Below are 25,588 nucleotides of genomic sequence, written 5' to 3' on the forward strand. Positions count from 1 at the left end.
CAACGGCGTCACCGGCAACCGCGAACCTCAGAGGGTTGCCCCCTGGGCCGCCTAGGCCTCCTGGGCCTCCTGGGCCTCCTGGGCTTCCTGGGCCTCCTGGTCCATTCCGGCCAGGACCAGCGGCAGCCGGTTCGCTCCTCCCTCCGCGAGGCGGACCGGGACTCCCCAGTCCTGCTGGTGGACATGGCAGGCCGGGTACTCGTTGGCCGGGTCGTCGTCGCAGGACGCGGCCATCGCCGAGATGTGCAGGACGCCTTCCGGCACGGCCGGGTTCAGGTCCAGCTCCCTGGCCAGGTCGGTGTCCGCGCCCTCGCCCTTGAGCAGCAGCTCCGGCGGGGTCGAGGACACCAGGAGCCGCGTCGACGGGCCGTAGCGCGTGTCCAGCTTCTGGCCCGCCGGGGCCTGGAAGATCACGTCCAGCCGGAGGCGGCCGGGGGCCACCTCGGTCGCCGCCCGCTGGGTGCGGTGGGCGACGGACTCCACCCGGACCGCCTCCTCGGGCAGCCGCAGCCGGGTCAGGCGGTGGCGGGCCGACTCGACCACCACGATGTCGTCGCCGGCCAGCACCGCGTCGCTCGGCTCTCTCAGATCCGTCGCCAGCGTGGTGACCTCGCCGGTCGCGGGGTCGTAGCGGCGCAACGCGTGGTTGTAGGTGTCGGACACCGCGACCGAGCCGTCGGGGAGCGCCGTCACGCCCAGCGGGTGCTGGAGCAGCGCCTGTCCGGCCGCCCCGTCCCGGTGGCCGAAGTCGAAGAGGCCGGTACCCACGGCGGTGTGGACCTGGCCGTCCAGGTCGACCCAGCGCAGGGCGCTGGTCTCGGAGTCGGCGAGCCAGAGCCGGTCGGCGGTGGCGGCGAGACCGGACGGCTGCGCGAACCAGGCCTCGGCCGCCGGCCCGTCCACGAGCCCCTCGTTGGTGGTGCCGGCGGCGACCGCGACCGTCCGGCTCTCCGGGTCGTACGCCCACAGCTGGTGCACGCCCGCCATGGCGATCCACACCTTGCCGCCGAAGACCGCCACGTCCCAGGGGGAGGACAGGTCGATCTCGCGGGCCGGGCCCGAGGTCGGGGAGCCCTGCCACCACTGGCGGCCGGTGCCGGCGAGCGTGGTCACCTCGCCGGTGGCCGGGTCGAGGCGGCGCAGGGCGTGGTTGACGGTGTCCGCGACGACCACCGAGCCGTCGTCGAGGAGCGCCAGGCCCTGCGGTTCGCTGAAGGCGGCCTCGGCCGCCGGACCGTCGGCGAAGCCGCGCGTGCCGGAGCCGATCCGCCGTACGACCGTCTCCGCGTCCTCGGCCAGCTCCACCAGCTGGTGCCGGGTGGTGTCGCTGACCAGGAAGTTCCCGGAGGGCAGCAGCAGCGCCTTGCCGGGGAAGCGCAGAGCGGTCGGCTCGGGCTCCGGCGGCACGTACGGGCCGTCGCCGCGCCGCAGGGTGCCCTTCGCCTCGTGCTCCGCCTCCAGCTCCTCGACCAGCCGCGCGATCGCGTGCGCGTGGCCCTCGCCGGCGTGCTGGGCGACGACATACCCCTCGGGGTCGATCACGACCAGCGTCGGCCAGGCCCGCACCGCGTACTGCTTCCAGGTGGCGAGCTCCGGGTCGTCGAGCACCGGGTGCTCCACGCCGTACCGCTCCACGGCGTCGACGACCGCCTGGTGCTCCGCCTCGTGCACGAACTTCGGCGAGTGCACCCCGATGATCACCACCGTGTCCCGGTGCCGCTCCTCCAGCTCCCGCAGCTCGTCCAGGACATGCAGGCAGTTGATGCAGCAGAACGTCCAGAAGTCCAGGATGACGATGCGTCCGCGCAGGTCCGTGAGGGTGTACTGCTTGTCGCCGGTGTTCAGCCAGCCGCCCTTGCCGATCAGCTCGGGGGCACGGACGCGGGCACGGCGCGGGGTGGGGGCCGGGGATGTGTCGCTCATGGACCAAGGGTGCCACTTGTCGGCGGGAGCCCGTTCACCCCTGTGGATAACTCACGTCTGCCCTGGTCAGGCCAGGGTGTGGCCCGTTGTCGCGTCCACGTGGGACGGGATCTCGTCGTGCCGGTCGCCGACCGTGGAGGTGCCGGTCGGTTCGAAGAGGAGGATCGAGGCTCCGGCCGGGGCGGCCGGCTTGTGCTCGGTGCCGCGGGGGACGGTGAAGACCGAGCCCCTGGGCAGCACGACCGTGCGCTCGCCGGCCGGCTCCCGCAGGGCGATGTGCAGCTCGCCCTCCAGAACCAGGAAGAACTCGTCGGTGTGGTCGTGGACGTGCCAGAGGTGCTCGCCCTCGACCTTGGCGACGCGGACGTCGTAGTCGTTGACGGCGGTGACGATCCGGGGGCTCCACAGGTCCTCGAAGGAGCCGAGGGCGTGGGCGAGGGAGACGGGTTCGCTGTTCATGGCGCTGCTCGTGGCGTTCATGGCGTTCATGGCGTTCATCCTGGGCGCTCGCCCGGTGGCCGGGTGAGTGCTAGAAATCGCACATGGCGCAAGGATCCTCGCAGTCGACGCACCGGGTGGCCGTGATCGTGGACGAGGGCACCAACCCGTTCGAGGTCGGTGTCGCCACCGAACTGTTCGGGCTGCCGCGGCCGGAGCTGGGGCTGTCCGTGCCGCCGTACGAGGTGACGCTGTGCGCGCCCACCCGTGAGGTGCGCATGAACCACGGCTTCTTCACCTTGAGCGGGGTGGCCGGGCTGGCGGCGGTGGACACGGCGGACACCCTCGTCGTGCCGGGGCGCCCGGACAATGTCGTACCGCGCGGTGCGGACGTCCTCGACGCGATCCGGCGCGCGCACGCGCGCGGGACGCGGGTGGTGAGTTTCTGCACCGGGACCTTCGCGCTCGCCGAGGCCGGGCTGCTGGACGGGCGGCCGGCCAGCACGCACTGGCGCTGGGCGGACGCCTTCCGGCAGCTGCATCCCCGGGTGCTGCTCCGTCCGGACGTGCTCTTCGTCGACGACGGCGACCTGCTCACCGCCTCCGGCAGCGCGGCCGCGCTCGACCTGGGGCTGCACATCTGGCGGCAGGACCACGGCGCCGAGATCGCCAACGCGGTCTCCCGGCGGCTGGTGTTCGCCTCGCACCGGGACGGCGGGCAGCGGCAGTTCGTGGAGCGGCCGGTGCCCGAGGTGCCGGACGAGTCGCTCGGCCCGCTGCTGGCCTGGGCGCAGGAGCGGCTGGGCGAACCGCTGACCGTGGCGGACCTGGCCGCGCGGGCGGCCCTCTCCCCGGCCACCCTGCACCGCCGGTTCCGCGCCCAGCTGGGCACCACCCCGCTGGCCTGGCTGACCGGCGAGCGGGTGGCGCTCGCCTGCCGGTTGATCGAGCGCGGGGAGGAGCGCCTGGAGGTGGTGGCCTCGCGCAGCGGCCTGGGCACCGCGGCCAACCTGCGCGCACGGCTGCGGCGCGAGACGGGGCTCAGCCCGTCGGACTACCGGCGGCGTTTCGGGCCGGTGGGCCGGGAAGGGGTACAGACATGAGATTCCTGGTACGCGACCGGCTCCTCGGCTTCGGCGAGGACTACTGGATCGAGGACGAGCACGGCGACAAGGTCTTCCTCGTCGACGGCAAGGCCATGCGGGTGCGCGACACGTTCGAGCTGAAGGACCGGCACGGGCGCGTGCTCGTCGACATCCGCCAGAAGATGTTCGCCCTGCGCGACACCATGGTGATCGAACGCGACGGCGAACCCCTGGCCACCATCAGGCGCAAGCGGCTCTCGCTGCTGCGCAACCACTACCGCGTGCACCTGGTCGACGGCACCGAACTGGACGTCAGCGGCAAGATCCTCGACCGCGAGTTCGCCGTGGAGTACGACGGTGAGCTGCTGGCCGTGGTCTCCCGGCGCTGGCTGCACGTCCGGGAGACCTACGGTGTCGACGTCGTACGGGACGACGCGGACCCGGCGCTGCTGATCGCGGTGGCGGTGTGTGTGATCCACCTCGCCGACAAGGAGCGCGAGGACGACTGACCGGCCGATGGAAGACCGGCGGACGCTAGCGGCGAGGGGGTTCCAGGCCCAGCAGGCGGTCCTTGAGCGCCGGGAACTGTTCGCGGGTGGCGGCGACCTTGGCCGGGTCGAGGTCGACGGTGAGGATCTCCTCGCCGGCGCCCGCCTCGGCCAGCACCTCGCCCCAGGGATCGACCACGATCGAGTGACCCGCCTGCGGAACTCCGGCATGCGTCCCGGCCGTTCCACACGCGAGCACGAACGCCTGGTTCTCGACCGCCCGCGCCTGGGCCAGCAGCGTCCAGTGCGCGCGCCGCCGCTCGGGCCAGCCCGCCGAGACGACCATCGTCTCGGCACCGGCGTCGACGAGTGCGCGGAAGAGTTCGGGGAAGCGGAGGTCGTAGCAGGTGGCCACGCCCAGCGTGGTCTCCGGGAGCCGGACGGTCACCAGTTCCTGGCCGGCGCCCATCAGCACCGCCTCGCCCTTGTCGAAGCCGAAGCGGTGGATCTTGCGATAGGCCGCGGCCAGCTCACCGGAGGGGGAGAAGATGAGAGCCGTGTTGTAGAGGGGGCCCTCGGGGTCACGCTCGGGGATGGAGCCGGCGTGCAGCCAGACGCCCGCGTCGCTCGCCGCCTTCGCCATCGCCTCGTACGTCGGGCCTTCGAGCGGCTCGGCCTCGGCGGCGAACTCCTCGTAGGCGAACGCACCGGTCGTCCACAGCTCGGGCAGTACGACGAGATCGGCGTCCGTCTGCTCGCGCACCAGTGCGGTCACGCGTTGCCGGCGAGATTCGACCGATTCGCCCTCGTTTACGTCGATCTGGATGAGCGAGGCGCGCACACTACCACCGTCCTGGCATTCGAGCCGTCCACACGGGCCTACGATCGTCACACGAAAGCACTGCCGGGGTGCCCCACAGCAGCGTAACTTAACGTCTCAAGACACCCGCCGACAGCAGCTACCGCCCACTGGCAGCGCCGCCACAACCTGCCCGAGTACCGACCGCCGAGGGGTCCCGTTCCGTGAGTCTGCATCCCACTCTCCAGCCCTACGCCGACGCCTGGACCCACTCCATCGACGCGATATCCGAGCTGGTGACGCCCCTTGCCGAGGGCGAGTGGAACCGGCGGACGCCCTGCCCGGGCTGGTCGGTGCGGGACGTGGTCTCCCATGTCATCGGCATGGACACCGAGATGCTCGGTGACCCGCGCCCGATCCACACCCTCCCGCGCGACCTCTTCCACATCACCAACGAGCACCAGCGCTACATGGAGATGCAGGTCGACGCCCGCCGCCACCACACGGCGCCCGAGATGACCTCCGAGCTGGAGTACACGGTCATCCGCCGCAACCGGCAACTGCGCAACGAGTCGCGGGAGCCGGGGCACGCCGTGCGCGGGCCGATGGGCAAGGAGATCACCCTCGAAGAGGCCATGCGCAACCGCGCGTTCGACGTGTGGGTGCACGAGCAGGACCTGCGGGCGGCCCTGGGGCGGCCGGGCAACCTCGACTCGCCGGGTGCGCAGGTCACCCGGGACGTGCTCCTCGGCGAGCTGCCCCGGGTGGTCGCCAACGAAGCGGAGGCCCCGCGCAGTTCGTCCGTCATCTTCGATGTGCACGGGCCGGTGGAGTTCCTGCGCACCATCCGCATCGACATCCAGGGCCGCGGCACCCTGGAGACCACCCCCGCGCTCGGCCCCGCCGCCATCTTCACCCTCGACTGGGAGACCTACGTCCGCCTGGCCTGCGGCCGCATCACCCCGGACGCGGCCGCGGACCGGGTGAAGGCGGAGGGCGACCCGGAACTGACGGCGGCGATCCTGCGGAACTTCGCGGTCACGCAGTAGCGGTTCACGGTCCCACGGGAGGACACGGGGGCAGGCGCCGGTAATTCGGTGGGCCGCGGCGCCCGTCGACATCTACCTTGCCCGGCATGACCACTGCCACCACAGCGCACGACGACCTCCCGCCCCGACTGACCCGGCTCACCTTCCACGGCCCGCTCTCCGAGGCCCGCGCGACCACGATGGTGCGGCGGCTGGCCGCCACGCGGCCCACCACCGTGCTGGACATCGGCTGCGGCTGGGGCGAACTGATGCTCCGCCTGCTGGACGCCGTACCCCACGCCCACGGCGTGGGACTGGACGTGCACGCCGGGGACCTGGCGCGGGGGCAGCGGGCCGCCGAGGCGCGCGGACTGGCCGACCGGGTGGAGTTCGCCGAGGAGTCGGCGGTGGGCACCGGTCGCGGGCCGGCCGACGTGGTGCTGTGCCTCGGGGCGAGCCAGGCGCTGGACGACGACCTGGTGACGGCCCTGCGGGAGCTGCGGCGGCTGGTGACCGACGGCGGGCGGGTCCTGCTCGGCGAGGGCTTCTGGCAGCGCACCCCGACCGAGGCGGAGCTCTCCGGGATGTGGCCGGGTGCCTCGACCGCCGACCACCACGACCTGGCGACCCTGGTCGACCTGGCGGTGGCGGCGGGCTTCCGCCCGGAGTGGACGGAGACGGCGAGCCCGGCGGAGTGGGAGGAGTTCGAGTCGGCGTACCAGGCGGACCAGGAGGTATGGCTGGCGGCCAACCCCGGCCACCCCCTGGCCACGGAGACCCGGGCCCGCCTGGACACCCACCGATCGTCCTGGCTGACCTACCGAGGCGTACTGGGCCTGACCTACCTCACCCTCGTACCGGCGACGGCATAAGCACCCGCGTCGTCGGCCGGAAGAGCCGGGAGGGAGGGTCAAGCAGGCACGTGCACCGTCTCCACCCGGCTCGCCACCAACCGCTCCCGCTCCCGCCGAGCCGCCCGCCCCCGCAACCGCAGGATCTGGCTCACCCCCAGCGCCTGGAGCACGAACACACACGAGAACGCCACCGAGTAGTTGTCGCCGGTCGCATCCAACAGCACACCCACCACGAACAGCGTCGTCATCGAGGCCACGAAACCACCCATATTGGTGATCCCCGACGCGGTCCCCTGCCGCTCGGGCGGATTCGCCGGCCGCGCGAAGTCGAAGCCGAGCATCGAGGCCGGCCCACACGCCCCCAGCACCGCACACAACACCACCAGCATCCACATCGGCACATGCTCGGCCGGATACGCCAGCGTCACCGCCCACACGACGGCCGTCGCCCCGACCGTACCCAGCGCCAACGGCAGCCGCGCCGCGTGATGCCGGGCGACGATCTGGCCGTAGACCAGACCGATCACCATGTTGGAGAGCACGACCAGCGTCAGCAGTTCACCGGCCGTGGCACGGGATAGCCCCTGCGCCTGGACCAGGAACGGCAGCCCCCACAGCAGCAGGAACACCATCGCCGGGAACTGGGTGGTGAAGTGCACCCACAGACCGAGCCGGGTCCCCGGCTCCCGCCAGGACGCGGCGATCTGCTTCCGTACGTACGCCGCGCCCCGGTGCGGGAAGGGCGCCGGCTCGTACCCCTCGGGGTGGTCCTTCAGGAAGAACAGCACGAGGACCAGCACGACCACACCGGCCAGCGCGCTGCCCGCGAACGCCGGGGTCCACCCGATGCCGTGCAGCAGTCGGGCCAGGACCAGCGTGGAGACGAGGTTGCCCGCCATGCCGACCAGACCGGCGAGCTGTGCGACGAGCGGCCCGCGCCGCACCGGGAACCAGCGGGTGCCGAGCCGCAGCACGCTGATGAAGGTCATGGCGTCGCCGCAGCCGAGCAGGGCGCGCGAGGCGAGCGCGGTGCCGTACGACGGGGAGAACGCGAAGCCCAGCTGGCCGGCCGTGAACAGCACCGCCCCGATGGACAGCACCTTCTTCGTGCCGAGGCTGTCGACCAGCAGGCCGACGGGTATCTGCATGCCGGCGTAGACCAGCAGCTGGAGTATGGAGAAGGTCGACAGGGCCGAGGCGTTGACGTGAAAGCGGTCGGCCGCGTCGAGACCGGCGACACCGAGGGACGTACGGAAGATGACGGCGACGAAGTAGACCGAGACGCCTATGGACCACACCGCGACGGCCCGGCGGCCGCCGGGCGGATCGCCGGGCAACGAGACGCTGCCGCGGCTCATCGGACCTCACCCCGCGCCAGGTGCGCGAACCAGTCGACGTGCCGGTGCACCAGCTCGACCGCACGGTCGGCGTCCCCGGCGCGCAGCGCGTCCAGTATCTCCTCGTGCTCGGTCAGCGACTTGGCGATCCGGTCGGGATGGGCGTTCATGATCGCGACGCCCATGCGCAGCTGGCGGTCGCGGAGCCGGTCGTAGAGGCGGGAGAGGATCTCGTTGCCGCCGTCGCGGACGATCTCGGCGTGGAAGCAGCGGTCCGTGACGGCCGCGGCGGCCAGGTCGCCGGCGGCGGCCTCGGCCTTCTGACGCTCCAGCAGCTCCTCCAGGCGGGCCACGAGCAGCGCCGACGGCGGTACGGCCTTGCGCACCGCGTGCTCCTCGACCAGCATCCGGGTCTCCACCACGTCCGCGATCTCCTGCGCGGAGACGGGCAGCACCATGGCGCCCTTCTTCGGGTAGAGCTTGATCAGACCCTCGACCTCGAGGCGCAGCAGCGCCTCGCGGACCGGGGTGCGGGACACCCCTACGGCCTCGGCCAGCTCGCCCTCGGTGAGGAGGGTGCCGCCCTCGTAGTGACGGTCCAGGACGGCTTGCTTGACGTGGGAGTACACACGGTCGGCGGCGGGGGGCTGCTTGACGGCCAGGCTCATGTCCACAGGATAGATACAACACGTACGCATGCAGGAGGTCCGTCCACCATGCGGACGTGACCTATGTCTCCCCCAGCAACCGCACAACCATCTGTGCTACTTACGTGTCCTACACGTGCGGCCCGCACTTCCCTGCCGCCTCAACTTGGCCGCACTACAGGGGCATTCGACACGACTCGGGGTAACTCACTTGATTACCGGCATTAAGGGCACCCGCTTCCGCAGAGCTGCCGCCGTCGCCGTCACGTCCGGCGCGTTGCTCGCCACCGGGGCCCTCACCGCAGCGCCCGCGCAGGCTGTCACGGCGCCCACCATTGTGGCCAAGGGCGGCTACCTCATGAACAACGCCAACGCCGCCTCGCTCTACACGAAGAAGGCCGACACCCGGCTGTCCACCGGCTCGACGACGAAGATCATGACCGCCAAGGTCGTGCTCGCGCAGTCGAACCTGAACCTGGACGCCAAGGTCACCATCCAGAAGGTGTACAGCGACTACGTCGTCGCCAACAACGCCTCCCAGGCCCACCTGATCGTCGGCGACAAGGTCACCGTCCGCCAGCTGCTGTACGGGCTGATGCTGCCCTCCGGCTGCGACGCCGCCTACGCGCTGGCCGACAAGTACGGCACCGGCACGACCCGCGCCAAGCGTGTCGCCAACTTCATCTCCAAGATGAACACCGCCGCGAAGAACCTGCACCTGACGAACACGCACTTCGATTCCTTCGACGGCATCGGCAACGGCAACAACTACTCGACGCCGCGCGACCTGACGAAGATCGCCAGCAGCGCGATGAAGAACTCCACGTTCCGCACGGTCGTCAAGACGAAGAAGTACACGGCGAAGACGATCACCAAGACCGGTTCCACCCGCACCATGGGTGCCTGGACCAACACCAACACGCTGCTCAGCAGCTACAGCGGCGCCATCGGCGTGAAGACCGGCTCCGGCCCCGAGGCCAAGTACTGCCTGGTCTTCGCCGCGACCCGCAACGGCAAGACGGTCATCGGCACCGTCCTCGCCTCGTCCTCCGTCACCCAGCGCGCCACGGACGCCACGAAGCTCCTCAACTACGGCTTCGCCCGCCTCGGCTGACAGCCCGGCACCCAGACGACGAAGGCCCGCCGCAGCATCTGCGGCGGGCCTTTTCGCATACCCGAGCGACCCGGCGCAGCAGAACTCGCATCCTTCCCTCGCAATCGTGAACATCGCAGTATTTGACTGGCATATTCGATTTTCTTCGCCCTAAGTTCCGCGGCGGAGGTGGTTCCCATGAACGAACCCAACAAGCAAGCGAAGCCCGCGAAGTCCCACGAGGCGATCGACGTCAGCGACTTCGTGTACGCGGCGACCGGAGCCCGGGTACGACGACTGACCATGCCGGACGGGGCGCACTGGTTCCCGGCGGTGGATGTGTGCAAGGAACTGGGTTACGCCAACGCCCGGAAGGCTCTCGCCGACCATGTTCCGGAGGAGCATCGAGAGACCATCGAGAGCGTAACTGGAGGTTACGGTCTCAGCATTCCCGCAGGTAGGGACTGGCGTCGAGACATGAACCTCATCGATCTCCCGGGCCTCATCGCCCTCGTGAACGGCTGCACGAAGCCCGCCTGCGCCCCCTTCAAGGAGTGGGTCGCCGAAGTCATCGCGACCGTCCAGCGAGAGGGTTCCTACACTCTCGAAGAGGCCGAGGTGCAGCCCACCGAGCCGGGCGCGCCCGTCGCGTACGCCATGCCGGAGCAGGTCGCCGAGGCCATCGTCCGGCTGGAGGCACACAACCTTCAGCTGGACGAGCAGTTGGTGAACGGGCAGCGCGAACTGATCGAGTTGCAAAAGAGCACGCTCGCCGTGCAGCAGGCCATGGTCCGGGCCATGGAACGAATCGCCGACCGGATCGACGAACTCGTCCTCGAACGCCGTAAGCCGTACGGCCCGCCCATGGCGCTGCCGACCACCGAGTCCGTGCTCGCCGACTGGCGGCAGCGGTTGTCGGTGACCGAGGACGTGTGGACGGTGGCCGTCGTCATCGCCCCGGTCCTCGTCGAGCGGGGTGAGCTGCGGGAGCCGCTCGAATCGATCGCCGCGCGTACCGGTCTGACGGTGCACCGCGTCAACGAGTGTCTCCGGCTGCTGCGCAAGCACGCCTGCATTCACTCGCGGGGTGGGACGGAGGAGGGGGCGCCGGTCTACGTGCTGAACCGGCTCTGAAAGGGAGTGGGCGGTCGCAAGACAAAGTTGCGACCGCCCACTCTCCCAACCTATCCGGGCTCAGCCCCAGGTAATCAACCGCTTCGGCTGTTCCAGGACCGCCGCGATGTCCGCGAGGACCTTGGAGCCCAGTTCGCCGTCGACCAGGCGGTGGTCGAAGGACAGGGCCAGCGTGGTGACCTGACGGGGCTTGACCTTGCCCTTGTGGACCCACGGCTGGAGCTTGATCGCTCCGACCGCCAGGATCGCCGCCTCGCCCGGGTTGAGGATCGGCGTCCCCGTGTCGATGCCGAAGACACCGACGTTGGTGATCGTCACCGTGCCGCCCTGCATGGCACCGGGCGAGGTCTTGCCGTCCCGGGCCGTGGTCACCAGCTCACCGAGGGACTCGGCCAGCTGCGGCAGCGTCTTCGCGTGGGCGTCCTTGATGTTCGGGACGATCAGGCCCCGCGGGGTGGCCGCGGCGATGCCCAGGTTGACGTAGTGCTTGAGCACGATCTCCTGGTTCGCCTCGTCCCAGGACGCGTTGATGTCCGGGTTGCGCCGGATCGCGACCAGCAGGGCCTTGGCGATGAGGAGGAGCGGGTTCACCCGGAGGCCTTGCAGGTCCTTGTCCTGCTTCAGCTCCTCCACCAGCTTCATCGTGCGGGTCACGTCCACCGTCACGAACTCCGTGACATGCGGGGCCGTGAACGCCGAACCCACCATGGCCGCCGCCGTCGCCTTGCGGACGCCCTTGACGGGGACCCGGGTCTCGCGCGCACCCTCGTACGACGCCACGGGAGCCGCCGGAACGGCGGGAGCCGTCGGCACGGCCGGCGCCTGCTGCGGGGCCGCCGTCGGTACGGCCGCCACCGCCGCGTGGACGTCCTCGCGCGTGATGACGCCGTCCGGGCCCGACGGGGTCACCGTGGCCAGGTCGACGCCCAGGTCCTTCGCCAGTTTGCGCACCGGCGGCTTGGCCAGCGGGCGGGGACGCTCCTCGGCGGGGGCCTCGGGGAGCATTGCGGCGACCTCGGCGTGGCCGTGGCCGTTGAGTTCCTTCTGGACCGCCGCCTGCACCGCCGCCTCGGCGACCGTCGCCTCCGGGCCCTTGCGCGGGCGGCGCTTCGTGGAGGAGGCGGCCACGCCGTAGCCGACGAGGACCGGCTGGCGGGCCTGCGGCTTCTCCTCCGGCTCCGCGGCCGGCGCGGGCTCCGCCGCGGGAGCGGCCGTCCCGCCCGACACGTCCACCGCGATGATCGCCGTGCCCACGTCGACCGTGGTGCCCTCGGCGAAGCGCAGCTCGCGCACCACCCCGTCGTAGGGGATGGGCAGTTCGACGGCCGCCTTCGCCGTCTCGACCTCGCACACCACCTGGCCGTCGGTGACCGTGTCGCCCGGCTGGACGTACCACTTGAGGATCTCGGCCTCGGTGAGCCCCTCGCCCACGTCCGGCATCTTGAACTCGCGTACGGACGCTTCCGTCATCGTCGTCACGACCCTCTCCTCAGTACGCCAGGGCACGGTCGACGGCGTCGAGCACCCGGTCCAGGCCCGGAAGGTACTCCTCCTCCAGGCGGGCCGGCGGGTAGGGGGCGTGGTAGCCGCCGACCCTGAGGACCGGGGCCTCCAGGTGGTAGAAGCAGCGCTCGGTGATACGGGCGGCGATCTCCGCGCCCGAGCCGAAGAACACCGGTGCCTCGTGGACGACGACCAGGCGGCGGGTCTTCTCGACCGAGGCCTGGATGGAGTCGAAGTCCAGCGGGGAGACGGACCGCAGGTCGAGGATCTCCAGGGACCTGCCCTCCTCGGCGGCCGCGTCGGCGACCTCCTGGCAGAGCTTCACCATCGGGCCGTAGGCGGCCAGGGTGAGGTCGGTGCCCTCGCGGACCACGCGCGCCTTGTGCAGCGGGCCGGGGATGGCCTCAGTGTTGACCTCGCCCTTGTCCCAGTAGCGGCGCTTGGGCTCGAAGAAGATCACCGGGTCGTCGCTCTGGATGGCCTGCTGCATCATCCAGTAGGCGTCCGAGGAGTTGGACGGGGAGACGATCTTCAGGCCCGCCACGTGCGCGAAGAGCGCCTCGGGGGACTCCGAGTGGTGCTCGACCGCGCCGATGCCGCCGCCGTAGGGGATGCGCACGACGACCGGCATCTTGACCTTGCCCAGCGAACGCGCGTGCATCTTCGCGAGCTGGGTGACGATCTGGTCGTACGCCGGGAAGACGAAGCCGTCGAACTGGATCTCCACCACCGGGCGGTAGCCGCGCAGGGCGAGGCCGATCGCGGTGCCGACGATGCCGGACTCGGCGAGGGGGGTGTCGATGACGCGGCTCTCGCCGAAGTCCTTCTGGAGGCCGTCGGTCACCCGGAAGACGCCGCCGAGCTTGCCGACGTCCTCGCCCATGACGAGGACCTTGGGGTCGGTCTCCAGGGCGCGGCGCAGCGACTCGTTGATCGCCTTGGCCAGAGCCATCTTTTCCGCTGCCATGGTCAGGCCCCCTCTACGTCCGCGAACGACGCCTGGTAGGCGGCGAACTGGGCTCGTTCCTCGTCGACGAGCGCGTGCCCGTCCGCGTACACGTGCTCGAACATGGCGAAGTTGTCCGGGTCCGGCATGGCTCGGACCGCTTCGCGCACTCGCCTGCCCAACGCCTCGGACTCGGCCTCGAGTTCCGCGAAGAATCCCTCGTCCGCGTGGTTTGAGGCCTCCAGGTACCGGCGAAGGCGCAGGATCGGGTCCTTGGCCTCCCAGGCCTCGCGCTCCTCGTCGGCCCGGTACTTGGTCGGGTCGTCGGAGGTGGTGTGGGCGCCCATCCGGTAGGTGTACGCCTCGACCAGCGTCGGGCCCTCGCCGCTGCGGGCGCGCTCCAGCGCCCACTTGGTGACCGCGAGGCAGGCCAGCACGTCGTTGCCGTCGACACGGACGCCGGGGAAGCCGTAGCCCTGGGCGCGCTGGTAGAGCGGGACGCGGGTCTGCTTCTCGGTCGGCTCGGAGATCGCCCACTGGTTGTTCTGGCAGAAGAACACCACCGGGGCGTTGTAGACCGCGGCGAAGGTGAACGATTCGGCGACGTCGCCCTGGCTGGAGGCGCCGTCGCCGAAGTAGGCGATGACCGCCGAGTCCGCGCCGTCCTTGGCGACGCCCATGGCGTAGCCGGTGGCGTGTAGCGTCTGGGAGCCGATGACGATCGTGTAGAGGTGGAAGTTGTTGCTGTTGGGGTCCCAGCCGCCGTGGTTGACGCCGCGGAACATGCCCAGCAGGTTGGTCGGATCGACCCCGCGGCACCAGGCGACGCCGTGCTCGCGGTAGGTCGGGAAGACGTAGTCGTCCTCGCGGGTGGCGCGCCCGGAGCCGATCTGGGCGGCCTCCTGGCCGAGCAGGGACGCCCACAGGCCCAGTTCGCCCTGGCGCTGCAGGGCGGTGGCCTCGGCGTCGAAGCGGCGGGTGAGCACCATGTCGCGGTACAGGCCGCGCAGGTCGTCGGGGGTGATCCCGGCGACGTAGGAGTCGTACTCGGCGTTCTTGACCCGCTTGCCCTCCGGGGTCAGCAGCTGCACGAGTTCGGGATCGGTGCTCTTCTTCGTGGTGGTGCGAGGCGTGGTGGTGCGAGTGGTGCGCTTGGTGCCGGTCTTGCTGCCGGTGGTACCGGCTTTGCCTGCGGCGCTGCGTCGCGGTTCGCTCGCGGCACTGCTGTCCACGGTCACGTGTGCTCCTCCGTCGGTCCGGCCCCCGGGGTTGCCGGGTGAACCAGTGCGGCTCACCTGCTTCCGACACCCGTGGCACGGGGTGGGTGCCACTCGGCCGGGAACAGGCGTGACAGGTGCCCCGGCGAGCGCCCTGCAAGATGCACGTTACCCAGTGCTCCACATTTCTGTGAAACCCCTCCTGACCTGCGATTTTGCTTGGAAATCCAAGTACTTTTTGCTTGGGTTTCCTAGTAAATCGACACAGGCCGGAAGGTTGCTGGTCAGAGCCTTGCAGGAGGCCGGAGCTACCGCACGTTATCCCGCCACCCCGGGCCACGGGAAGATGTACGGCTCCCGGCCCGCGACACCGGCGCTCCACGGCGGGCCCCTCTCCATTGGTGCGTCCTGGGACGATTCCTTCGCACCCGCGTTCGCCCCGGCTCGCCACGTGACCGAAAGCGACCAACCGCGACTGCCTGCGACAATCCCCAGCTCACAGGCCCAGGCGTTGCCCTAGCATCTGCCGCGTGCCGCGCCCATGTGTACCACCCCTCATGCCCCATGCGCCCCCTCTGGGCGCCCTGCTCCGGCTGTACGCCGCCGGTTCCGCGCTCACCTGCGAACCCGTCGAACAGGGCCTGCTCAACCGCGGCTACCGCGTCCGCACCACCCGCGGCCGGTACTTCCTGAAACACCACTTCGACCCCGACACCGCCGACCCGGCCGCCATCGAGCGCCGTCATCTGGCCACCCAGCGCCTGGCCGCCCTCGGCGTCCCGGTCGCCCCGCCGCTGGCCCACCGTGAGGGCCGTACGGTCGCCGTCGTCGGCGGCCACGCCTACGCGCTGCACCCTTGGATCGACGGCCGGCACCGGCACGGCGGACAGCTCACGCGTGGGGAGTGCGCGCGGCTCGGTGCGCTCCTGGGCGCCGTGCACGCCTGTCTGGAGCGTGTGATGCCACCCAAGGGGCGCACCCGCCCGGCCACGAGCCCCCATCCCGTCGAGAGCGCCGATCCCGCCGACACCTTCGCGCTCATCGACGACCTGCTCGCCCACGTCAGCCGGCACCGGCCTGCCGACGCCTTCGACGAACTCGCCCGGCACCGGCTGCTCGAACGCCGTGCGCTCCTGGAGCAGCACGCCGGCCGGCGCCCCCCGCGCGGCGCCTCCGTGGGCTGGGTGCACGGCGATTTCCACCCGTTCAACCTGCTCTACAAGGACGGCGCGCCCGCCGCGATCGTCGACTGGGACCGGCTGGGCGTGCAGCCCCGCGCGGAGGAGGCCGTCCGCGCCGCCGCGATCTTCTTCGTGCGCCCGGCGGGAGCGCTCGACCTGCCGAAGGTGCGGGCGTACGCGCGCGCGTACCGGCGCGCGGCCGGCGCCACGCCCTCGGAGCTGGCGGCGGCCGTGCACCGCGTGTGGTGGGAACGGCTCAACGACTTCTGGATGCTGCGCTGGCACTACGAGCGCGGCGACACCCGCGCGGACCCTCAGTTCCCGGCCGCCTCGGCACTGGCCGTGTGGTGGACCGGCGAGTACGACGCGGTGTGCGACGCCTTCGCCGGGTGAGGGCCGTCGCTCAGCCCCGCACGGGTGCCGGTGTCCTTCAGGGGTTGCCCAGGCCTGCGCCGGAGATCGTGCCGCCCTCGTCCGTGCTGCCGCTGCCGCCGTCCGTGCCCGTCGATTCGGTGGGGTCCGTCTCGGGGGTGCTCGCGGTGTCGGTGGGCTGCGAGGCGCTCGCCGTGTCCGACGGCTCCTCGCTCGGGTCGCTGCTCTCCGTCTGGGACTGGGTGTACGACGGGGTCTCCGACGGCGTGTAGTCGGAGTTGTCGTCGTCGCCCGAGCCGCTGGTGTCCGTCTCCGTGTCCGTGGCCGTGTCGCTGGCCTTGTCGGAGGGGCTCTCGCTGGGCGTCTCGTCCTTGGTGGTCTGCGAGATGCTCGGCGACGGTGTCGTCCCCGTGTCACCGCCGTCGCCACCGCCCTTGTTCAGCGCCAGCGCGACGCCCGCCGCGATGGCGATCACCGCGAAGACGGCGAGGATCCACAGCTTGCCGCGGCCGCTGCCCCGGTTGCCGTGGCCCTCGAAGCCGCCGTCGTCACCGCCGCCGTAGCCGGACGGCAGGATCGGCTGCGGGATCTGCGAGGTCCCGTTGGAGTCCATCGGGTTCTGCATCACCGTCGTGCCGGCGAAACCGCCCGCCGAGGCGTGCCGGCCGTCGTGCACGGTGACCGGGCCGGTGTTCCAGGTGCCGGTGTGGGCGCCCTGGTCGTACAGCATCTGCAGGCCGTACTGGACCAGGCCGCGCATCTCCTCGGCGGTCTGGAAACGGTCGTCGGGCTCCTTGGCGAGCGAGCGCATGACCAGGCCGTCCAGCTCCGGCGGGGCGACGCCCTCGGAGGTCTGGGACGGCGGCACCGGGATGTCCTGGACGTGCTGGTAGACCACCGACAGCGGGGTCTCGCCGATGAACGGCGGCCGCAGCGAGAGGAGTTCGTACAGCAGGCAGCCGGTGGCGTACAGGTCGGAGCGGTGGTCGACGGCCTTGCCGAGCGCCTGCTCCGGGGAGAGGTACTGGGGCGTGCCCATGACCATGCCGGTCTGCGTCATCGTCGTGGACGCGCCGTGCAGGGCGCGGGCGATGCCGAAGTCCATCACCTTGACGGCGCCGTTGTGGGTGATGATCACGTTGGCGGGCTTGATGTCGCGGTGCACGATGCCGTGCTGGTGCGAGTAGGCCAGCGCCTCCAGCACCCCGGACGTGATGATCAGGGCCTGCTCGGGGCCCGGCGCCTCGGCGTTGATCAGCAGGTCGCGGATGGTGCGGCCCTCGACCAGCTCCATCACGATGTACGGCACGGACTGGCCGCCGACCACGTCCTCGCCGGAGTCGTACACCGCCACGATCGCGTGGTGGTTGAGCCCGGCGACCGACTGTGCCTCGCGCGTGAAACGGGCCTTGGAGACCGGATCCTCGGCGAGGTCGGCGCGCAGCAGCTTGACCGCCACGGTCCGGCCGAGCCGAACGTCCTCGGCGGCGAACACCTCTGCCATGCCACCCCGGCCGAGCCGGTGCGTGAGCCGGTAACGGCCGTCGCCGACCAGACCTCCGTTGCCCCACAGCTCAGGCGCGTCCGACATACCGCCGCCAGTCGCCTCGGGGTCGGACGGGCCCTGGGCGCTGTGCGTCTGTGCCATCGGTCCTCGCCGTCGTTTCTGCCCGCGGTACGCGCGGTGTTGTCACGGTCTCCGTCGGCCACGCTACAGCCTCCGCGCAACCCCCAGGTCCGGGTTCCGGCCCGTGGACGGACCGGCCATCAAACCCGTACCACGCGCTGTCGTGCAAATTCTGTGTACCGGACGTACGGCAGCTGTAACGCTTCCGCGGCTCTTCTTTCGCGTACGGTCACGGATCGGGCACCGTGCTTGACGTGTCGGTGCCCTCCGGCAGACTTGGCCGGGAATGAGACATTCGATCAACAAGGGTGCCCGGGCGCCCGACGGGGGACGGGGAAAATGAGCCAGGACGGCGCACACGGCCGTTACGTGGGGCGGGCTCTGGCGGGTGGCCGCTACCAACTGCGCGACCTGCTCGGCGCGGGCGGTATGGCCTCCGTACACCTGGCGTACGACACGGTCCTGGACCGGCAGGTCGCGATCAAGACCCTGCACACCGAACTCGGCCGGGAACAGGCGTTCCGTGAGCGCTTCCGCCGCGAGGCCCAGGCAGTGGCCAAGCTCACGCACACCAACATCGTCTCCGTCTTCGACACCGGGGAAGAAGAACTCGACGGCTCGACCATGCCGTACATCGTCATGGAGTACGTCGAGGGCCGTCCGCTCGGCTCGGTGCTCGACGAGGACGTGCGGCAGTACGGCGCGATGCCCGCCGACAAGGCGCTGAAGATCACCGCCGATGTGCTGGCCGCGCTGGAGATCAGCCACGAGATGGGGCTGGTGCACCGCGACATCAAGCCCGGCAACGTGATGACGACCAAGCGCGGGGTCGTCAAGGTGATGGACTTCGGCATCGCCCGCGCCATGCAGTCCGGGGTCACCTCGATGACCCAGACCGGCATGGTCGTCGGCACCCCGCAGTACCTCTCCCCGGAGCAGGCCCTCGGCCGGGGAGTGGACGCCCGCTCCGACCTCTACTCGGTCGGCATCATGCTGTTCCAGCTGGTCACCGGTCGGCTGCCGTTCGACGCGGACTCGCCGCTGGCGATCGCCTACGCGCATGTCCAGGAGGAGCCGGTCGCTCCCTCCTCGGTCAACCGTGCGCTTCCCCCGGCCGTGGACGCGCTGGTCGCCCGCGCCCTGAAGAAGAACCCGAACGAGCGCTTCCCGACCGCCGAGTCCATGCGCGACGAGTGCCTGCGGGTGGCCGCCTCGCTGCAGCCGGCCGCGCCCAGCATCGTCCCGGGCATCCCGCCGACGCAGAGCGGTTCCGGGGTCGGCTCCGCGGTGTTCCCGCCGGTCGGCCAGGCGACGCCGGCGCCTCCCGGACCGGTGCAGACGCCGTACCAGCCGACGCCGAACCCGAATCCGTACGGCACCCCGGTCCCAGGTCCGGTTCCGGCTCCCTCCCCGGCGTACGGCTATCCGCAGCAGGCGGGTTACCAGACGCCGGCCGGGTACGCCCAGCCGGCGCCGTCGACCCCGCCGCCGTACACCATCAGCCCCCAGTCACCGGCCTCCGGTGGCGGGGGCAGGGGCAACCGGCCGGTGGTCATCGGGTCGATCGCCGTCTCGCTGGTCGCGGTGATCGGGCTGATCGTCGCACTGGCGCTGAACAACGGCGGCGACGGGACGGACGGCAACGGCGGAAGCGGCAGCAACGGCGGAAGCACCGCGAGCGCCGGGGCCTCGCACGCGTCGGGCTACCGCGGGCCGGACACCTCGAAGACCATCGAGAAGACCGAGTGCACCGAGCCGCAGGAGTCGTACGACGACGCCGACAAGATCCAGGTCCCGGACTTCAAGTTCAAGTACGTCAAGTCGGTCAAGGAGTGCTTCCAGGCCGCCGGCTGGCGGATGAAGACCACCTCCATGGACGAGAACACGTACGGCGACGGCACGGTCATGGAGCAGTTCCCGTCCGCCGGCACGGACGTCGACCCCGAGGACATGCCGACCATCGAGCTCAAGGTGTCGACGGGCAACCCGGCCACCGGCTGAGGCGCGGCACAACGGTCGCAGTGGTAGCGGCACAACGGTCGCAGTAGTAAGGGCCCGGCGGTGTACGCCGGGCCCTTCGCCGTCTCACGAGTCCTGCTCGGAAGTCCTGCTCGGGAGTCCTAGAGGTACGGTCCGCCGGAACGGCCGGCCGCCGGTCCGGTTTCCTCGCCCTCGTGGCCGACGCCCGGCGGCAGCGCGCGCCGCATCTGCTCCAGCTGGGCGCGGGCGGCCATCTGCTGGGCGAACAGGGTGGTCTGGATTCCGTGGAAGAGACCCTCCAGCCAGCCGACCAACTGGGCCTGCGCGATCCGCAGCTCCGCGTCGGTCGGGGTCACGTCGTCGGTGAAGGGCAGGGAGAGCCGCTCCAGCTCCTCCACCAGCTCCGGCGCCAGGCCGTCCTCCAGTTCCTTGACGGAGCTGGCGTGGATCTCCTTGAGCCGGACCCGGCTGGCCTCGTCGAGGGGAGCCGCCCGCACCTCCTCCAGGAGCTGCTTGATCATGCTGCCGATCCGCATGACCTTGGCGGGCTGTTCCACCATCTCCGTCACCGGGATCTCGCGGGAGTCCTCGTCCCCGTTGCCGCCACCGAGTGCCATCCCGTCCTGGCCCACGACCAGGATCTGCGGATTCTCGGGCGACCGTTCGTTCCTCGGCATCTCCATGCCGCCATTCTCTCGCACCCGTACACCTCATCACCGTGGTGCCCCCCGTTGGGGCTGATCCACCTTTCCGAGCCGCTCCGGGACGGGCGTAGACCCATCGGCCGAATCAGAAATGCCGGTCTTGTCGGTGAATGTGAGTCTGGTGTTCGTCGGCTCTGACGACTGTGCTCCAGGAGGTCACCGACGTGACTCCAAGGCCGCGATCCACCCTCGGCGGCGTACGGCTCGCGCTCGTCCGCCTGCTGCTCGTCCTCGCGACGGTCCTGCTGCCGTGCGGCACGGCCGTCGCGTACGACCCCGAGCCCGTGGTCGCCCATGACCCCGAGCCCGTGCCCTCGGACTCCGCCGGCGCCTCGGCCTCCCCCGAGCCGTCCCGGGCCGGAACCCTGGCCGGTGAGGGCCGGCTGCGGCCGGGACGGCCCCAGGGCCCGGCGGCGGCCGTCCAGGGGCAGGACGAGGACGAGGACGAGCCCGGTGAGGAGACCGGTGCGGAGACCGGCGACGCTAGCCCGGCCGCCACCTCGGCGCAGCCGCCCCGGGAGGCCGGACTGGTGCCCACCCCGTCCCCGTCGCACCCCACCCACCAGGCCGTGGCCCACAGCGAGGAGGACACCTCCGAGCCTGTGCTGCACATCCTGCCGCTGGGCAGCGGGCTGGTCCTGATCGGCCTCGGGCTCGGTCTGGCCTTCGTCGCCCTGCGAGTGCGGCGCAGCTAGGCACGGAGCCGAGGGACGCCGGTCTAAAGGGCCACGAGGAGGACCTTGCCGATGTGCGCACTGGCCTCCACCAGCCGATGGGCCTCGGCCGCCTCGGCCATCGGCAGCTCCCGGTCGACGACCGGCCGGACATGGCCGCCCGTGATCAACGGCCACACATGCTCCCGCACGGCCGCGACGATGGCCGCCTTCTCGGCGAGCGGACGGGCGCGCAGCGAGGTCGCGCTGATCGCGGCCCGCTTGCCGAGCAGCGCGCCGATGTTCAGCTCGCCCTTCACCCCGCCCTGCATACCGATGATCGCGAGCCGTCCGTTGACCGCGAGGGCCCGTACGTTCCGGTCCAGGTAACTGGCGCCCATGTTGTCGAGGATGACGTCGGCCCCGGCGCCGTCGGTGGCCTGCCGCACCTCGGCGACGAAGTCCTGGTCGCGGTAGTTGATGAGGATGTCCGCGCCCAGCTCGGCGCAGAAGTCCAGCTTCTCCTTGGTGCCCGCGGTGACCGCGACCTTGGCGCCGACCGACTTGCCCAGCTGGATCGCCATGGTGCCGATGCCGCTGGTTCCACCGTGCACGAGCAGCGTCTCGCCGGGGCGCAGGTGGGAGATCATGAAGACGTTCGACCAGACCGTGCAGGCCACCTCGGGCAGCGCGGCCGCCTGCTTGAGGTCCACGCCCTCGGGCACCGGCAGCAGCTGCCCGGCCGGGACGGCGACCTTCTGCGCATAGCCGCCGCCCGCGAGCAGTGCGCACACCTCGTCGCCGACCGACCAGCCGGAGACACCGGGGCCGAGCTCGACGATCCGGCCGGAGCACTCCAGACCGGGATAGGCGGAGGCGCCCGGCGGCGGGTTGTAGTTGCCCTGCCGTTGCAGGATGTCGGCACGGTTGACGGCGCTGGCCACCACCTCGACCAGCACCTCGCCCTCCCCGGGCACGGGGTCGGGGACCTCGTCCCACACCAGCGCCTCGGGCCCACCAGGTTCGGGAATCGTGATCGCATGCATACCGCCGACGCTACCCCCCGACCGGCCGCGCTCCCGGTCAGACCCGGGGCAGCGGCCGTATGTCGCGGTCAGGCCCGGGGCAGCGGCCGTATGTCCGGGGCGACCTGGGTGCCCGGGGAGGCCCGCACGATCGTGATCAGCCGGTCCGTCAGCTGGATGGTGCCGACGGCCGGATCGTCGTAGCCGAGCACCCGGTGTCCGCGGAGGATGCTGACCACCAGGTCGGCCGTCTCACGCGGGGTCTTGCCGACCTCGGCCTTGACCGCCGGGCGCTCCACCAGGTCCAGGCCGGTGCCCTGCTGGATCAGGTCCTCCATGACCATGCCGGCGGCGGGACTGAGCACGGACAGCCCCAGCAGCCGCCCGGCGGCGCTGGCACTGGTGATGACGGCGTCGGCGCCGGACTGCTGGAGCAGCGGGGAGTTCTCCTCCTCACGGACCGCGGCCACGATCTTCGCGCCCTTGTTGAGCTGCCGGGCGGTCAGGGTCACCAGCACGGCCGTGTCGTCCCGCTGGGTCGCGATGATGATCTGCCGGGCCCGCTGCACCTCGGCCCGCTTCAGCACCTCGCTGCGTGTCGCGTCCCCGACCACCCCGGCGTACCCCTCGGCGGTGGCCGCGTCGATCGCCTGGGCGCTGGGGTCGACCACGACCACCTGCTCCTTCTTCAGCCCGGTCGCACAGACGGTCTGGATCGCCGACCGCCCCTTCGTCCCGAAGCCGACGACGACGGTGTGATCCCGCAAGGCGGACCTCCAGCGGTTCTGGCGCCATTCCTCCCGGGTGCGTTCGGTGAGGACTTCGAGCGTGGTGCCGACCAGGATGATCAGGAACAGCACGCGCAGAGGCGTGATGACGAAGATGTTGGTGAGCCGGGCGGCGTCACTGACCGGGGTGATGTCGCCGTATCCGGTGGTGGAGAGGGTGACGGTCGCGTAGTAGAAGGCGTCGAGGAGGTCGACGCTGCCGTCCGAGGTGTCGTTGTAGCCGTCGCGGTCGGCGTAGACGATCAACGCGGTGGCGACCAGCAGGAGCAGGGCCAGTGACAGCCGTTTGCTGACCTGGCGGATCGGGCGCTCCACCACTTTCCTCGGGAGTTTCACCCGTTGGGTCACCAGATGTTCGTCCGCCTGGCGGGCGATGGCGTCATGGCCCGGAAGTTTCACGTGAAACACACCTCGATCCCCGCGGCCGCCCACGGCAGGTCAAGGAGCTCCGTCTCCTCACCCCGCTGTGCCCCGCCCGGCGGTACGACCGCGAGCGCGTCGGCGGCGGCGATGCCGCGGAGCATCGCCGGGCCGTTGTAGTGCAGCGGGACGGCCGCGTCACCCCGCAGGACGACCGGGATGAGCCGGGTGTCGTACGGGTGCCCGTGCGCCGCTTCCGCCAGGGGCAGCGCGTACGGCTCGGGCGCCGGGTGGGCGGCGAGGGTGCGCAGCAGGGGTTCGGCGAGGGTGAGCAGGCCGGAGACGGCGGCGAGGGGGTTGCCGGGGAGACCGACGAGGTGCTGGTTCTGCTGGATGCGGGCCAGCAGCATGGGGTGACCGGGTCGGACCTTGACGCCGTCGACGAGGAGGTCGGCGCCGATGCGTTCCAAAGTGGGGTGGACGTGGTCGACCGGGCCGGAGGCGGTGCCGCCGGTGGTGATGACGAGGTCGGCGCCGGACGAGGTGATCGCCTTGTGCAGGGCCTTGGCGTTGTCGCCGAGCCGGCGTACGGCGGTCACCTCGGCGCCGAGCGCGCGCAGCCAGGGCGGCAGCATCGGGCCGAGCGCGTCCCGGATGCGTCCTTCGCTCGGGAGCCCCTCGGTGAGCAACTCGTCCCCCAGGATCAGGACTTCGGCCCGGGGACGGGGGACGACCGTGACGGTGTCGTACCCGGCGGCCGCGGCGAGGCCGAGGACGGCCGGGGTGACCAGGGTGCCGACGGACAGCAACTGGTCACCGCTGCGACACTCCTGGCCGCGTGGGCGGATGTCCTGGCCGTGCACGACCTCACGGGTGGGGTGCAGCCTGCCCTGGCTGTCGATACGGCCGTGTTCGCTGCGCAGCACCGCGGTGGTGTCCGCCGGGATCCGGGCTCCGGTGGCGATCCGTACCGCTTCGCCGTCGGTGAGCGGCTCGGGCTGCGCGTGCCCGGCCAGCACGCCCTCCTCGCGCACGTCCCAGGGACCGGGGCCTGCCACCGCCCAGCCGTCCATCGCGGAGGTGTCGAAGGAGGGCAGGTCGGTCAGTGCGTCCAGCGGGCTGGCCAGGGCCAGCCCGAGGGCGTCGGCCAGCGGCACGGAGGCGGGGGCCCGGCGGGCGCCGGAGCGGGCGGCACGGGCGGCGATCTCGCGGGCCTGGGGCCAGGGGGTGGCGCGGTGCTGGTGCGCCGAAGGACCGCCGTGGGCGTGCTCGCCCGGGGCTGCGGGCGGGGGCGTCCGGCCGCCGGTGGCGCCCTCTGCGAACTCCCGGGGCTCCCGGGACTTCCTGGGCTCTCTCACGAGGGCGAGTGCCTCCTCGACGTCGAGATCGTCGTCGGTGCCCCCGGCGGACGCGCCGACCCGGGTGCCGGGGGCGGTCACCGGCCCGGCCCGGGACCGGGGGCGGGCTTCCCGGAAGCCGACTGCTCGGCGGCGTTCGCCTCTTCCTCCCAGCGCAGGGCCAGCGCGACGGCCTTGCGGGCCGCCTCGGCGACCGCCTCGGGGCCGCCCTTGCCCTGTGCGGCCGCGTAGCCGACTAGGAACGTGGTCAGCGGGGCGGCCGGGCGGGCGACGCCGTGCGCGGCGTCCCGGGCCAGGTCGAGCAGGACGCCGGTGTCGACGTCCAGGTCGATGCCCAGTTCGTCCTTGACTGCGGAGATCCATTCATCCAACACGTGCCCATGCTCCCTGATGCGTGCCCTGGCGTCGGCGATGTCGTCCCAGGTGTCGCAGTCGAAGGACGCGAGGGGGTCCGGGACGCGGGTGAGGTCGAGTGCGGCGGTCAGGCGCCGCAGGGGGAGTCCGGTGAGGCCGGGGCCGTCGCCTTCTTCGGCGAGGGCCGACAGGACGCGGCGGAGCGGTGCGGCGCGGTAGGCCGCCACCAGGGGCTGGTCCCGGCCGTCGGCGTCGGTGAGCAGGGCGGCGTCCGCGCCGGTGGTGTGCAGGGCCGCCAACAGCCGCTCCACGGTCGCCTCTTCGAGGAACGGGAGGTCCGCGGAGAGCACGACCACACGGTCGGCGGTGGTGTGGCGCAGGCCGGCGTCGAGGGCGGCGACCGGGCCGCCGCCCGGCGGGTCCTCCCGGGTCCAGCGGACCGGGCGGGAGGTCGGGCGGGGGGCCGCCACCACGACGGTGTTCCGGGCGCCGGCACAGGCCGTGAGCACACGGTCGAGCAGGGGACGGCCGCCTACCCGGACGGAGGGTTTGTCGGCCCCGCCGAGGCGTCTGGCTGCGCCGCCGGCCAACACGATCGCGTCGTGGGCCGGCGGCTCGGTGTCGGTCACCTTTCGAGTATGGGGGGCTTTCTGATCACGGGGAACAGGCGGTCGTGCAGCGTCTCATGGGGCGG

At 71.3% G+C, this 25,588-nt stretch carries 23 protein-coding genes; 9 read left to right on the plus strand and 14 right to left on the minus strand.

Annotation, left to right across the window (positions count from 1 at the left end; genetic code table 11):
- Nucleotides 1-51: 51 nt before the first annotated feature.
- Nucleotides 52-1,923, minus strand: a complete 1,872-nt coding sequence (locus tag ACFWXC_RS06275; RefSeq protein ID WP_384473895.1) for a thioredoxin-like domain-containing protein — start codon at nt 1,921-1,923, stop codon at nt 52-54.
- Between the two features lie 66 nt (nt 1,924-1,989).
- A complete protein-coding gene (locus ACFWXC_RS06280) occupies nt 1,990-2,382 on the minus strand; it encodes a cupin domain-containing protein (RefSeq protein WP_384474181.1) in 393 nt (130 codons plus the stop codon).
- Between the two features lie 83 nt (nt 2,383-2,465).
- Here ACFWXC_RS06280 and ACFWXC_RS06285 point away from each other — a divergent pair, with 83 nt between their 5' ends.
- Both ACFWXC_RS06285 and ACFWXC_RS06290 read left to right on the plus strand, forming a co-directional pair.
- Nucleotides 2,466-3,464: a GlxA family transcriptional regulator gene (locus tag ACFWXC_RS06285; protein ID WP_384473898.1), complete on the plus strand. Its 999-nt coding sequence runs from the start codon at nt 2,466-2,468 to the stop codon at nt 3,462-3,464.
- Nucleotides 3,461-3,955, plus strand: coding sequence for an LURP-one-related/scramblase family protein (locus ACFWXC_RS06290; protein ID WP_384473901.1), 495 nt, complete (start codon nt 3,461-3,463; stop codon nt 3,953-3,955). Before ACFWXC_RS06285 ends, ACFWXC_RS06290 begins: the two co-directional genes overlap by 4 nt.
- Before the next feature lie 25 nt (nt 3,956-3,980).
- Here ACFWXC_RS06290 and ACFWXC_RS06295 read toward each other — a convergent pair whose 3' ends face one another.
- Complete coding sequence (locus ACFWXC_RS06295; protein ID WP_384473904.1) at nt 3,981-4,775, minus strand: carbon-nitrogen family hydrolase; 795 nt, start codon at nt 4,773-4,775, stop codon at nt 3,981-3,983.
- A 182-nt stretch (nt 4,776-4,957) separates the two neighbouring features.
- Here ACFWXC_RS06295 and ACFWXC_RS06300 point away from each other — a divergent pair, with 182 nt between their 5' ends.
- Together ACFWXC_RS06300 and ACFWXC_RS06305 are read left to right on the plus strand one after the other, a co-directional pair.
- Complete coding sequence (locus tag ACFWXC_RS06300; protein ID WP_384473907.1) at nt 4,958-5,782, plus strand: maleylpyruvate isomerase family mycothiol-dependent enzyme; 825 nt, start codon at nt 4,958-4,960, stop codon at nt 5,780-5,782.
- Nucleotides 5,783-5,868: 86 nt separating this feature from the next.
- Nucleotides 5,869-6,633 (plus strand): SAM-dependent methyltransferase, encoded by a 765-nt coding sequence (locus ACFWXC_RS06305; RefSeq protein ID WP_384473910.1) that lies wholly within the window; start codon nt 5,869-5,871, stop codon nt 6,631-6,633.
- 38 nt (nt 6,634-6,671) lie between these two features.
- On the opposite strand, the gene ACFWXC_RS06310 is transcribed toward ACFWXC_RS06305, so the two are convergent.
- The gene (locus ACFWXC_RS06310) at nt 6,672-7,973 is read right to left on the minus strand and encodes a nitrate/nitrite transporter (protein ID WP_384473914.1); all 1,302 of its coding nucleotides are present in this window, start codon (nt 7,971-7,973) and stop codon (nt 6,672-6,674) included.
- Nucleotides 7,970-8,620, minus strand: coding sequence for a GntR family transcriptional regulator (locus tag ACFWXC_RS06315; protein WP_384473917.1), 651 nt, complete (start codon nt 8,618-8,620; stop codon nt 7,970-7,972). Before ACFWXC_RS06315 ends, ACFWXC_RS06310 begins: the two co-directional genes overlap by 4 nt.
- A 190-nt stretch (nt 8,621-8,810) precedes the next feature.
- Here ACFWXC_RS06315 and ACFWXC_RS06320 point away from each other — a divergent pair, with 190 nt between their 5' ends.
- The gene (locus ACFWXC_RS06320; RefSeq protein ID WP_384473920.1) at nt 8,811-9,713 is read left to right on the plus strand and encodes a D-alanyl-D-alanine carboxypeptidase family protein; all 903 of its coding nucleotides are present in this window, start codon (nt 8,811-8,813) and stop codon (nt 9,711-9,713) included.
- Nucleotides 9,714-9,890: 177 nt separating this feature from the next.
- Nucleotides 9,891-10,826 carry a BRO family protein gene (locus tag ACFWXC_RS06325; protein WP_384473923.1) on the plus strand — a complete coding sequence of 312 codons (936 nt, stop codon included), beginning with the start codon at nt 9,891-9,893 and terminating at the stop codon, nt 10,824-10,826.
- A gap of 60 nt (nt 10,827-10,886) precedes the next feature.
- Here the strand turns inward: ACFWXC_RS06325 and ACFWXC_RS06330 are convergent, their stop codons facing one another.
- From ACFWXC_RS06330 to pdhA, 3 genes are read right to left on the minus strand one after another with little or no spacing between them, the layout of a single operon-like run.
- Nucleotides 10,887-12,305 (minus strand): dihydrolipoamide acetyltransferase family protein, encoded by a 1,419-nt coding sequence (locus ACFWXC_RS06330; RefSeq protein WP_384473926.1) that lies wholly within the window; start codon nt 12,303-12,305, stop codon nt 10,887-10,889.
- Nucleotides 12,306-12,315: 10 nt separating this feature from the next.
- The gene (locus ACFWXC_RS06335; RefSeq protein ID WP_384473929.1) at nt 12,316-13,296 is read right to left on the minus strand and encodes an alpha-ketoacid dehydrogenase subunit beta; all 981 of its coding nucleotides are present in this window, start codon (nt 13,294-13,296) and stop codon (nt 12,316-12,318) included.
- 2 nt (nt 13,297-13,298) lie between these two features.
- The gene (pdhA, locus tag ACFWXC_RS06340; RefSeq protein WP_351738159.1) at nt 13,299-14,513 is read right to left on the minus strand and encodes a pyruvate dehydrogenase (acetyl-transferring) E1 component subunit alpha; all 1,215 of its coding nucleotides are present in this window, start codon (nt 14,511-14,513) and stop codon (nt 13,299-13,301) included.
- A 536-nt stretch (nt 14,514-15,049) separates the two neighbouring features.
- Here pdhA and ACFWXC_RS06345 point away from each other — a divergent pair.
- Entirely contained in the window at nt 15,050-16,066 is a 1,017-nt protein-coding gene (locus ACFWXC_RS06345) for a phosphotransferase (protein ID WP_384473932.1), read from the plus strand.
- 37 nt (nt 16,067-16,103) lie between these two features.
- Here the strand turns inward: ACFWXC_RS06345 and ACFWXC_RS06350 are convergent, their stop codons facing one another.
- Nucleotides 16,104-17,693: a protein kinase gene (locus ACFWXC_RS06350; protein WP_384473935.1), complete on the minus strand. Its 1,590-nt coding sequence runs from the start codon at nt 17,691-17,693 to the stop codon at nt 16,104-16,106.
- A 318-nt stretch (nt 17,694-18,011) separates the two neighbouring features.
- Here ACFWXC_RS06350 and ACFWXC_RS06355 point away from each other — a divergent pair, with 318 nt between their 5' ends.
- Nucleotides 18,012-19,673, plus strand: coding sequence for a protein kinase (locus tag ACFWXC_RS06355; protein ID WP_384473938.1), 1,662 nt, complete (start codon nt 18,012-18,014; stop codon nt 19,671-19,673).
- Nucleotides 19,674-19,792: 119 nt separating this feature from the next.
- On the opposite strand, the gene ACFWXC_RS06360 is transcribed toward ACFWXC_RS06355, so the two are convergent.
- Complete coding sequence (locus ACFWXC_RS06360; RefSeq protein ID WP_384473942.1) at nt 19,793-20,335, minus strand: bacterial proteasome activator family protein; 543 nt, start codon at nt 20,333-20,335, stop codon at nt 19,793-19,795.
- A 185-nt stretch (nt 20,336-20,520) separates the two neighbouring features.
- Between ACFWXC_RS06360 and ACFWXC_RS06365 the strand changes: the two genes are divergently transcribed.
- Nucleotides 20,521-21,051 (plus strand): hypothetical protein, encoded by a 531-nt coding sequence (locus ACFWXC_RS06365; RefSeq protein ID WP_384473945.1) that lies wholly within the window; start codon nt 20,521-20,523, stop codon nt 21,049-21,051.
- Between the two features lie 23 nt (nt 21,052-21,074).
- Here ACFWXC_RS06365 and ACFWXC_RS06370 read toward each other — a convergent pair whose 3' ends face one another.
- The 4 genes from ACFWXC_RS06370 to ACFWXC_RS06385 all read right to left on the minus strand — a co-directional run bounded on the left by ACFWXC_RS06370 (nt 21,075) and on the right by ACFWXC_RS06385 (nt 25,523).
- The gene (locus ACFWXC_RS06370; RefSeq protein WP_384473947.1) at nt 21,075-22,055 is read right to left on the minus strand and encodes an NAD(P)H-quinone oxidoreductase; all 981 of its coding nucleotides are present in this window, start codon (nt 22,053-22,055) and stop codon (nt 21,075-21,077) included.
- 68 nt (nt 22,056-22,123) lie between these two features.
- Nucleotides 22,124-23,221, minus strand: coding sequence for a potassium channel family protein (locus ACFWXC_RS06375; RefSeq protein WP_384473950.1), 1,098 nt, complete (start codon nt 23,219-23,221; stop codon nt 22,124-22,126).
- Entirely contained in the window at nt 23,218-24,621 is a 1,404-nt protein-coding gene (locus ACFWXC_RS06380; RefSeq protein ID WP_384473953.1) for a molybdopterin molybdotransferase MoeA, read from the minus strand. The genes ACFWXC_RS06375 and ACFWXC_RS06380 overlap by 4 nt, the downstream gene beginning before the upstream one ends.
- Nucleotides 24,618-25,523 (minus strand): NTP transferase domain-containing protein, encoded by a 906-nt coding sequence (locus ACFWXC_RS06385; RefSeq protein ID WP_384473956.1) that lies wholly within the window; start codon nt 25,521-25,523, stop codon nt 24,618-24,620. The genes ACFWXC_RS06380 and ACFWXC_RS06385 overlap by 4 nt, the downstream gene beginning before the upstream one ends.
- Nucleotides 25,524-25,588: the final 65 nt, after the last annotated feature.

This window comes from Streptomyces sp. NPDC058683 (assembly GCF_042716195.1).
GTDB lineage: Bacteria > Actinomycetota > Actinomycetes > Streptomycetales > Streptomycetaceae > Streptomyces.